Below are 10,707 nucleotides of genomic sequence, written 5' to 3'. Positions count from 1 at the left end.
GGCAGTGGGTCAGTTTTGTGTGAAAAAGTGGGTCAAAAGTACTTGACAATCTACACTTTTATGTTCTTATCAAGGAAACCATACTTTAGATTATAAAAGTGTATTATAGTACATTCATACTTTTCAAGATTGAAAATATTTTTCTAATTATATTAACATCTTTTTGTTTTTCATTCGATTAATAATTGATCTTACGTATTCTGTGAGTCTGGCAAAATATCAGCTATTATGTCTGACACAAAAGCATTTTTATTACTAGAATACTTTTTGAAGTTATTTTTTTCAATCTTATCTCTATTATTATTGCACCAGGGATGAACAATCCTACCATTGTTTAAACTATTTGTTCCTCCTAAGCTACGCTTTTCAATATGATCTACTTGATGAGATACTCCTATTTCAATAGCACCTCCACATATGTCGCATTTATATACTCCAATAAAAAAAGCACACATTTCTTGCTGAACTTTTGTCCCTTCTGAAAACTTCTTAAAAGGTTTACTATCATCTTTTTCAATAAAGCTTATAAATTCCTTTAGGATCTTCTTATCTATATACTCTGAATTCTCCATAAATTTTCTAGCTAAATCAAATGAATTCTTGCTAGTATCTTTGTCTTTTTCAAGTAATTCAACCAATTCATCTAATACTTTTAAATGTGATTTTGTAAGTCTGCTTGGTCCAGCGCCCTTACGGCTTAATGACCTATAAACATAATCTTTGCAAACCATCCAAACTTCTTCAAACCTTTGTCTTATTAAAGTGAACTTAAATTTTCTTTCTTTAATATCACTTTTGCTTCCTTGTGAAATCCAGGCAATAAAAAGTAGAAATAACATTTGCTTAAATTGTCCCTTTGATGTATAAAAATAAAATGCCGGCAAAATCCCCAGACTTTGAGAAGAACTACCTTTTATATGCGATAACATCAATTCTAAGCCTTCTAATTGTCGAATAGTTTCTTCTGCAACAATCTTATTATTCTTTTCATCTACATATTTTTTCAATATATTTTCTATATTATTAGCACCAGTTTGCCCATAATTCGATACGGAAAATAGGTTTTGTAGAAAATCATACCTATCAAAACTTTTTTGTTTCTTTAACACACACAAAGGGTACTCTGTAATTTTCACTTTGTTTGATAGGTTATCTGATGGATAAAGCAAGGTAGTGTAAAGTTTTTTACTTAGCTCATCACAATTAGTTTTATAATCTATCCATAATGTCTCCTTAGTACCATTACTAATAATTCCTGCTATAGCTCTCGACACAGGAGAACGCCTATTATTTAAGTATGTCACTTCTTCTTTTGACAAAGGAGTTCCACCCATGTTTATATTTATAAATGATTGCTCAGCGACCTCATAATCTCCAGTCACCCATTGAATTGGAATCCTAAAAGAAGTGCTTAAATTATATGCAAATCTCCCTTTAGATTCAGTTTCTGAATCAAGAACATCTACTGGATTTAATCGACAATTTACTAGCTTTTTAAATTCATTTCTAGCTACACTGCATTCTTTGTAGCTTCCAATTTCATTTTTTATACTCTCTCGTATACGTTTTGCAGCAACTAATTCATCTTCCTCAACATACCCATATTGTTGAGCTTCTTGTGTATCTCCCCAATCATCTATAAGCCACGCTCTAATCACTGATAACCTATGTGCACCATCTAGAACAAATATATGGCCTGTTTTCGTATTAAGCCAAAAAATAACACCCGGTATTACTTGATTTCCTCTTAATGTTTTCAATAAATTTATACATTTTTCATCATTCCAGTGGTTTGTTGGTCGTTGAAACTCTGGTTTTCTTAATCTTTCCCATACATTCAATCCTGCCTCGTCTATAAAAAAATCTCTCAAATCCAAATAAATCTTTAAATGCAGTTGTGCTTCCTCTGATTTTGGCATTTCTTGATACTCGCTAGCTGAAAGTAGTGAGTCTGATGGAATATGATGATCTAAGTTAACATTTGTGTTGTTAACTAACTTTTTCCCCACTATTACACCTCTTATTCGTATTATATAATAGTTATTTCACATTTTTTGTAATCAACATTCAATACTCATATTATCTATAATATAATAAGTTTTTCCTAATATAAAATAATGTACATAACTAACACTATAATAGTAAATATCATTAGTTGTAGTAGCAATACCAATCTTTCTTATGCTTATTAAAAGCTAATAAAAACTTTTATTATATATGAGTAATATATATATCAATACATTATTGAATAATAAAGTAAAAAGAGGTAAAATTTTAATACTAATTAAAATGGAATGAGGGATCTAATGTTTAAGGAAGTACTTCTCAATGTAGATAATATAGAGATTGTAATAGATGATTATTTTAGAGAAAAATATTCTAACTACGAAGTTAGTTTAAATCAGAAAAAAACAAAAGAAAATAATAAAATCTATGACGTTCAATTTGATGGAAGATCACTATTTTTATCAGTTTTTATAAATAAACAAGGTAAAGTAACTTTAAAGGTTAAAGAAGGTAAAGAGCAAGAAGAAAAAGAATTATTAGCTACTTACATAGTTAACTCATCTAAATGCAAGATACAGAGCACTGGAAAGAGCAAAAGCTTATCATTTAGAAATATAGATTTTAATGATTTCAAAAATATTATAAGCATTATTAAAGAAGAAGATTTGTGTACAAGTTGTATGCCATTTGAAGATAATGAAGTTAAATTATCTTATAAAATCACTGGGAGATATAGGGATGTATTAACAGTTAATTACTTTAAAACAACAAACAATGTAACTCTACAAGGACTACCTTTAGAGGTATTTAATTACACTTCATCATTGTTTAATGAGCTACTAGATATAGATGAAGTTGTTAATACTATGAATGAAGCTTGTAAAGAAAGTATACTAGTTGAAAGTATAGAAGAGAAATTCACCAAAATTATGCCTAATTCATATGATAAGCATACTGAAAAATTAAAAAAATCATTAATTAAATCCGTGTATAATCTAGAAGCTACTTGTCAAGACTTAACCTGTACAGACTTAATTTTTGAGCCTTTAAGAGCTCTAGAAGGTCATATAATAATTACTTTGAGTAGAGATTATGGAGTAACAAAACCATATAAAGGAAACCTATCAATGTTTACTTATGATGAAGACAATGATATAGTTAACTTTAGAAAAAATATTGATGAGAAAAAGGTAAGAGAAAAAAATAATAAAGTATATTACTATAAAAAAGTTTATAGTCATATAGTTAGATATAGACATAGATATTTTCATTGGAACTGGAATGAAAGTTTAGCTTCAGATCAGCAAACTCTTCACTTAAATGATATTGAGGTTGCTAAGGGGATAATTTTAGACACATTAAAGTTAATTGATGAATACTATATATAATAATGAAAATTTATTAAGGAGGTGTTAGTAATGAAAAGATATGAGATAAATATTTTGACCGAAGAAAACAAATGTATTATTTTTTCTACTACTTACGTCTCACCTTTAGATTTTCTTAAGGATATTGAGAAAGACTTGATGAATATTGTTAATTATAGTATGGAGGTTGTTTTTGACTTCTTGCTAAGTTCTGGTAACTCTAGTGAGCGGTTTGGACAAATAAATTATACAGCTAATGGATTTGATATGAAAAGTTTTAAGTTTATTAAAATTCCTCCAAAAAATCAGTTAAGAGAACTTTCTGTTAACTATTACAAAGATAAAGATGAAAACTTAGATAATTCTATTTTAACATCTATTCAAAAGAAAATGATAAAAAAAGGAATAGCTATATAGAAAGATTAGGCAAAGGTCTAATCTTTTTTCTTGCAAATAATAAAAGCTTGTGAGTATAGTTTCTTTTGCTTCAAGTGCTAGTTTTTAAATTAACTTATAAGCTTAAGAGATGACTGTCCCTTGGCAAACTATCTTAATTTTGAACACTTGATAATGTATTCAAAAAAATTATGTTACAATACTTTATAGCTCCATTCTTAATAACCTACCTTTCTTTTTATTATCTAGCAATATACGGTATTTCTTAATACACTATTTCCTGCATCTCTTACTATTCATAATTCTATTAAGTATTTTCTAAGTAAATACTATTTAATTATATATTCTTCAACCAATGTATGATTGTAAAAAATATCAATATTATTCGCTTCATAATCCTTGCAACCCCATAGTTCTAACTATAATTACTAGTTTATAAAAAAAGAGTCAGCACATATGCTAACCCCCTAAATTTAATATTATATTTCAATTTAACAGAAAAAATAAAGCTTCATTTTAAAATTACCTGTATATCATCTCTACTATTAATTATAAATTTATCTACTTTCTTTAGGTAATCTTCTCTAGTCAACTCTCTATACGCAGTTCCCTTTTCTCTTTCTAATTCAATTATTTTGTTATCTAACTGCTTTTTGTATCTTTCCTTATCTAAAATTACTTGTTGATTAACGTTAATTTCCTCTTCTTTTGCCTTTATTTTATTCTCTAATTCTTCTGCTTTTTTCTTAAAGATTTTCTGGATATTATCCCCCATATCATCTAACATCCTATTAATTAGTAGTTCAAGTTTTTCATGTAGATTATTAAGTTCATTTTCATTTTCCTTAATTAATCTATACCTGTCCACTTTATCTATATCCGATATCTGTTTCCTTAGTTGTTTTATTTGAAATTTTATATTCAATGTAAGTGATGAAGGATATACTGTGGTTCTCTGTATATCTATAAACTTATCAAAATCACCTTTTTTTATATTTTTTGCATCGCAATAACCCTTACCTCTAGTTTTTTTATGCCCACAAATATAATACGAAATTGATGACTGATTATTTAATCTTCTATCTGCTCCTAGAATATATTTAGCACCACACTTACCACACCTTATCTTTCCACTTAAGTCGGTTTTACTAATATTCTTACCTTTATTGCCCGCTTGACACCTTGAACTTATTGCACTTTGTACTTTATCATATAACTCTTCACTTATAATTGGATCTATTCTTTCATTATGCATTTCAACCCATTCTTCTCTTTTTTTCATTATATACCTTTGATTACCGAATAGATTAATGCTATCGAACCTACCTCTTACATTGAAGCCACAATACTTTCTGTTTCTTAACATATTTACAAGTGTATGTTGAGAAAAACAATTACCTTGTCTATTTTTTATATTCATTGCTCTTAATTTATTTGCAACTACTCTAGTTCCATCTATAAGTGCAAGGTTAAATATAAGCTTTACAACTTCAGCTTCCTCTGGAATAGCAGTAAGTGAATTATTTTTTTATCAAATATATATCCAATTATTCCTAATTCTATTCTGTTCGATTGTTCTTTTATTTCCAAATCTAGTAGAAATCGATATTGTACGAGATGTGTTTTCTGCAAATGTAAATAACATTTGCAACATAACCATATCTTCTTCTTTAGAGGTATCTTTTTGTATGTCTTCAAATAATATAAAAACCCTTTTTGCAATCAGTTCTCTTATAACATCCATTATTACTATATTTCTCGCAAATCTAGATGTATCTTTTACTATTATTCTATTGAAAAGAGGTTCTCTATAAGACTGAATAAATACTATTTTCTTATTTGTATGTTTTTCATCTAATTTATCCAAACCAGCATCAATTAGCATTCTTTGAAAGTCTTTTCTCTTAAAGCTAGTTCCAGTTCCCTTATCTTTATATATTAAAACATCTTTATCTTTATATTTATTTCTAAAATAAAATTCCTGGTTTTTAAAGCTACTGTCCTGCTCTTCTAGTTCGGTTGATACCCTAATGTAACATGCTATTCTTTCTTTCTCTATCATATCTATTTTGCTCCATTCTGTGTTTCTTATATATTTCTTCATACTAAAACTAGTAATCTAATCTTTTTAATAAAATAAGGATTTCCCCTATTAATTTTTTTGTATATAAATCTGTTTCCTCAAGGATTTGTTCCTGCAAAACATCCATAATCGTCTCTCTAGTATCTCTAATAACACACATTCCAAAGTTACTAACTTCTAACATTCCATTAACTTGTCTAATTGCTACTTTAGTCATTATATTCTCCTTTTCTTTAGTTCATATTTATAAAATATTCTATTGGCTTATTTATTAACTTCTTAATACTGCTATTTATATTTGCGTCTCTCGCTTACCCTCTCCTTCTTATTAATAAACAAAAAAGGAGAGTACTATCTTATATAAAAAATTGCCTTAGCAATTGCATTTATATAAAATAAAACTCTCCTTCATAAATAGAAAAATAAAATTTAAAATACCCTTCTTAACTAAAATAAAAACATAATTAGTATTTAATAAATATATTAATAAAAACATTCTGTAAAAATCAAGTATATTTTTTACTATATGAATTTTTTTAATCTATAATTACAATGTTTATCAGTTATTACTATCATATAATCCTGCGCCATCTCAATTATCCTACTACCTGTCGCTTCATCCACATTTAGTAATTCCTCTGGTAAAAGCTCAGTTGTGATTATTGTTGGCAAGTGATTAACATATCTATGATTAATTATATCATAGATGATATTTATATCTGCTTTAGTTATTTGCATATCACCTTTTGTCTTTTTGAATAGGTCATCTAATAGCAATAATCTAATTCCCTTGTAAAAATCCATCTTAGCCTTATAAGTATCCGTGTCCATTATATTTTGCTTTATATCCATTGTTGCTTCCCTGTATTGAAAATATGCAACATCAACTCCTTCTTTCATTAATTTTGCTGCTATGGCTATTGTTAAATGGGTTTTTCCAGACCCTACTTGCCCCATAAAAACCAATGAATTGCTACGCATTTTCTCAATATCAAAAAAATTATTGGCATATTCGATAGATTTTATCTTCATATGTTTGGAAACATCACTGTGAGGTGTAAAACTTTGATAAGAGTACTCTTGTATACATTCTAATTTTATTCCGGATTTCTTCCATTGATCTTCATTTCTTTTCAACACTCTACATTTACATTCCCTCATTGTATCTTGGCTCTTTAGATTTCTGGTAATTATAAAACCTGTATCACCGCATTCTTGACAATTAAATTTCTCCGTATTCCTCTCCATATTCATGTTGGAGTTTAATTTCGCCGTCTCCCTTATCCTCTCTACTATTTGTAAAATTGTATCTTGGTTCTTTTGCATTTGTAAGACCCTCTCTCGTATTTTTTATCTCTTCTATTATTGGAATCAAATATTTAAAACTATTTATCTTTTTTTCCGGATCTTCTTTTAACCTAACATGTAGTTTATCAATAGCTTTAATCAATACCTGTATATCTACTTCTTTAAGCAAGTTTTCAACAATTACTTCTTGTTCATTATTTATTGTTGCGTTGAATCTTTGTCTAAAATAATTAAGTACATAACTTAGATCACTAGGAACATTATCTATTGGTTTTATAATTAGAGCAGTAGGTAAGGTATCATTGCTTTGTTTTATATTTACTTTACTTTTACTTTCTATACTATACTTTTCTTTGCTTTTCTTTACTTTGTTCTAATTCTGCCTTATTTTCTGCTGCAGAAACTTCTACAGAAATCCCCTCAAGTTTGTTTTCTTTCTTATTATACCTTTCTCTTTCAGTTTCTCTCTTACTATCAATAAATGTTGTTCTTTTCTTTATTCCATTGCTTGTTAGTACTTTTCTTTCATAAAAGTCATCCTTACTAAAACAGTTTAACTCTATAGCAGTTGCTACAATCTTCTCAAATTTTTTCACACTTAAGTTTGTTTTGCCTGCTAAATATTTAATTTTATCATCTGAACTAACATCTAATTCATACCCTTCACACATATATATCCTCTCTAGTAATATAAAATAAGCAGCATATCCATCATTTCCATACTGTGATACAAGTCTTTCTATTTTCTCACTCATATGAGCATTCGTATCATGTGGAAAGTATTCCAATCCAATAATTCTTGGCCTAGCCATTTTATCACTCCTTTTATAGTGTTTTAATTCTATGTTTCATAATATATCAACTACACCTTATAATTTTCAAGAAAATCAACTTTGTACTGTAAAGTTGTTTAAAGTTCTTTAAAGTGCATAAATTCAGCAACAACAGCTGGTCTATAAATATTTTACGTGATATTCACAAAAAATTAACAATTAGATAATCCATGTCAAAAAAACAAAAAGAGCAAAATCCTTTGCTCTTTACTAATACTTTTATGAATATAATTTAATCAACCAATTATTAATCATAACCATTAAGTGTAATTACCACTACTTTCACAATAAGATTAAAATAATACTTATTAGACCTTAATCTTGAGTTATATTTAATTACTTCTCAATACTTAACTTCGTACTATCTATAAAAATTAATTTATTAAATTAATTACTTTTCTATAGGTAAGTCTTGTCAAAATAGATATAATTCAAATACATCAAAAGCATGACGCTACTATCAAAGTATAATACTTAATGTACTTGTTCTAAAAATAAAGTGGTTATTTTTGATTTTTACACACTGTCTCTATCCTGTAACTGCTTAATAAACATCTGGCAGTATATCTGAATAGCTGTATCTGCCATTTCATTTAATGTAATATCTCCATTTATCCCACAACTTGCTCTTTTTACTTGCTTAAATAATTTAGCTGTAGATTGTCTTATCTCATAAGTCCTTTTGGTATTTAGCTCTCCCTCTTTTAAAACAAGTTTTGTGTAATCGCAATATTTATGTTCCTGTTGTAAAACTTGTTGAAGTCGCCCTTCAGTTTCTTCTAACTTACCTGTCAGCTCTCCAATGATTACTTTATATGTTTTTATTGTTTCAAGGTACTCTTGCTCCTTAGTTTGCCACGTAATTGATCGCTCTCTAAGAACTTGTCCCACTTCTTGTTCTAACTGGTTATACCTGTAAGCAATTGAGTTTTTACTATTTTCAACTTTTTTATTTGCATTATCACTATCTATACTATAGTAATCTATAATCTCTTTAATATTACGTCTTTTCGTACTGTTAATGTCACTTTCTTTTGTTTTAAATATATTTGTAATCATCCTTTTATACTCCTATCTATGCTTTTAGTATAGATTAGTATAATCTTTGCTATTTTTTCAAGAAGTTTTCGAATAACCGTTTTTATAAACTTATATTCCTTATAGGAAAAGTGCTGCTCTATTTAGTCATATCAATCCCTTAAGCCCTTTTTATTAGCAAACAAATTTACACCTGTACTATGTAATCATACGACCCTTAAAACTTATCGTTTATTACATTCATTAACTAATTTATAAAATGTACTTTTTTTAAGATTCAATTTTTCCATAGCCTTTACTGCAGTTATATTTTTAGATTTCCACTCCATATAAACACTTTCCCACTGTTCAGGAAATATAGCTTTTGGCCTTCCAAGATGTTTACCCTTAGCTTTAGCTATCTTTATTCCCTCATTTTGACGCTTCCTTATACTATCTCTTTCTTGCTCAGCTACAAATGAGAGCACTTCTAAAACCACGTTAGAAACAAAGCTTCCCATTAAGTCCTTATATTGTGTTGTATCTAGCAAAGGCATATCTAATACCTTTATATCAGCTCCTATTTCTTTTGTTATTTCCTCCCACTCCTTTTTTATTTCCCGTGCGTTTCGCCCAAATCGATCTATCGATTTTATATAAACCACATCTCCTGGTCTTAATATAATTTTAAGTGCATTATATTTAGGTCTATTAAAATCCTTACCACTTTGCTTATCAATATAAATATCACGCTCATCAATACCTAATTCTAACATGTCCTCAAGTTGCCTATCTATATTTTGATCAGAACTGCTTACCCTTATATACCCAAACGTCTTTTGCATTATCCATGAATTCTCCTTTTTTTTAAATTACATATATATTTTAGCAAAAACGCTCGTAAAAGTATCACTTTATTTATGAACGTTTGAAAAATATTTTTATGATATTTACGAACTCTGAAATTATAAATATTACTCCGTTCATAAAGGTGTACCTTTAAAGACATTAAACGTATATAATTTTAATTTATTAGTTTTCATCATAATCAGCTAATATTGGTATTAATAAATAACCTGTTTAAATATTGTGCAATCAATATGACATTATTCTAAATAAGTTACATCTATATATACTAATATCTTTCTATCTAATTTATTTCTTATATGATTTTAGGTAAAAACAGACAATACTTTATACGCTGAATATAATGGACAACCACGATTTTATGAGAATTAATAACTTAATACAAGATAAGCAAACCTAATATCACTTATTTGTTTCCTATGTGCATAATTACTTAAATTTGACTAATAATAAGCATAAAGTTATAGCTTTACCCCTAAAGTATTGAAGCTCTCAAATTTTATTACAAAAATCAAAATATACTCTAAAAGAAAGGAAATAAGTGTTATATGTTTCAACATACCATTATGTTAGATAATCAAAGCCAAAATTTTTTTAATATCTTAACGCCACTTTATTACAGAAAAGTTTTTGTAAATAATTTATATGACTCTATAGATAATGCTATAGAAACTAGCATTATAAAGAAGTCTAACTTTTTGAAGATAATGATTAAAGAAAATATAGATAATGAATTTATTAACTTCTTAGATCAACTGGCATTGAACTTAAAATCTGTAAATGTCAACGTCAAAATGTTGAAAAGTTCCAACATGAAAATGCATAATTA

General features: G+C 27.8%; 12 protein-coding genes. 3 read left to right on the top strand and 9 right to left on the bottom strand.

What is annotated here, in order from left to right; genetic code table 11:
- Positions 1-191 precede the first annotated feature (191 nt).
- Positions 192-2,009 carry a DUF262 domain-containing protein gene (locus GXK57_RS25815; protein ID WP_160680891.1) on the bottom strand — a complete coding sequence of 606 codons (1,818 nt, stop codon included), beginning with the start codon at positions 2,007-2,009 and terminating at the stop codon, positions 192-194.
- Positions 2,010-2,306: 297 nt separating this feature from the next.
- Between GXK57_RS25815 and GXK57_RS25810 the strand changes: the two genes are divergently transcribed.
- Both GXK57_RS25810 and GXK57_RS25805 read left to right on the top strand, forming a co-directional pair.
- The gene (locus GXK57_RS25810) at positions 2,307-3,395 is read left to right on the top strand and encodes a type II toxin-antitoxin system RnlA family toxin (protein ID WP_160680890.1); all 1,089 of its coding nucleotides are present in this window, start codon (positions 2,307-2,309) and stop codon (positions 3,393-3,395) included.
- 30 nt (positions 3,396-3,425) lie between these two features.
- Complete coding sequence (locus tag GXK57_RS25805) at positions 3,426-3,791, top strand: type II toxin-antitoxin system RnlB family antitoxin (protein ID WP_160680889.1); 366 nt, start codon at positions 3,426-3,428, stop codon at positions 3,789-3,791.
- Between the two features lie 490 nt (positions 3,792-4,281).
- Here the strand turns inward: GXK57_RS25805 and GXK57_RS25800 are convergent, their stop codons facing one another.
- The 8 genes from GXK57_RS25800 to GXK57_RS25765 all read right to left on the bottom strand — a co-directional run bounded on the left by GXK57_RS25800 (position 4,282) and on the right by GXK57_RS25765 (position 9,856).
- Positions 4,282-5,277, bottom strand: a complete 996-nt coding sequence (locus tag GXK57_RS25800; RefSeq protein ID WP_279285536.1) for a recombinase family protein — start codon at positions 5,275-5,277, stop codon at positions 4,282-4,284.
- Between the two features lie 24 nt (positions 5,278-5,301).
- Positions 5,302-5,832: a recombinase family protein gene (locus GXK57_RS25795; protein WP_160680887.1), complete on the bottom strand. Its 531-nt coding sequence runs from the start codon at positions 5,830-5,832 to the stop codon at positions 5,302-5,304.
- 49 nt (positions 5,833-5,881) lie between these two features.
- Positions 5,882-6,070, bottom strand: coding sequence for a hypothetical protein (locus GXK57_RS25790; protein ID WP_160680886.1), 189 nt, complete (start codon positions 6,068-6,070; stop codon positions 5,882-5,884).
- Positions 6,071-6,375: 305 nt separating this feature from the next.
- Positions 6,376-7,014, bottom strand: a complete 639-nt coding sequence (locus tag GXK57_RS25785) for an ATP-binding protein (protein ID WP_160680885.1) — start codon at positions 7,012-7,014, stop codon at positions 6,376-6,378.
- A 61-nt stretch (positions 7,015-7,075) separates the two neighbouring features.
- Entirely contained in the window at positions 7,076-7,330 is a 255-nt protein-coding gene (locus tag GXK57_RS25780; protein ID WP_160680884.1) for a hypothetical protein, read from the bottom strand.
- A 172-nt stretch (positions 7,331-7,502) separates the two neighbouring features.
- Positions 7,503-7,973, bottom strand: coding sequence for a DUF4373 domain-containing protein (locus tag GXK57_RS25775; protein WP_160680883.1), 471 nt, complete (start codon positions 7,971-7,973; stop codon positions 7,503-7,505).
- 537 nt (positions 7,974-8,510) lie between these two features.
- Positions 8,511-9,053: a hypothetical protein gene (locus GXK57_RS25770; RefSeq protein WP_160680882.1), complete on the bottom strand. Its 543-nt coding sequence runs from the start codon at positions 9,051-9,053 to the stop codon at positions 8,511-8,513.
- A 203-nt stretch (positions 9,054-9,256) separates the two neighbouring features.
- Entirely contained in the window at positions 9,257-9,856 is a 600-nt protein-coding gene (locus tag GXK57_RS25765) for a recombinase family protein (protein ID WP_160680881.1), read from the bottom strand.
- Between the two features lie 570 nt (positions 9,857-10,426).
- Here GXK57_RS25765 and GXK57_RS26455 point away from each other — a divergent pair.
- A partial coding sequence (locus GXK57_RS26455; protein ID WP_207710244.1) for a hypothetical protein occupies positions 10,427-10,707 on the top strand: 281 nt, incomplete at its 3' end.

Origin of the sequence: Clostridium sp. C8-1-8 (genome assembly GCF_009928445.1) — a bacterium.
Classification (GTDB): domain Bacteria; phylum Bacillota; class Clostridia; order Clostridiales; family Clostridiaceae; genus Clostridium_AR.
Note: the sequence above shows the minus strand (reverse complement) of the source record. Positions and strands in the feature narration are given on the sequence as shown.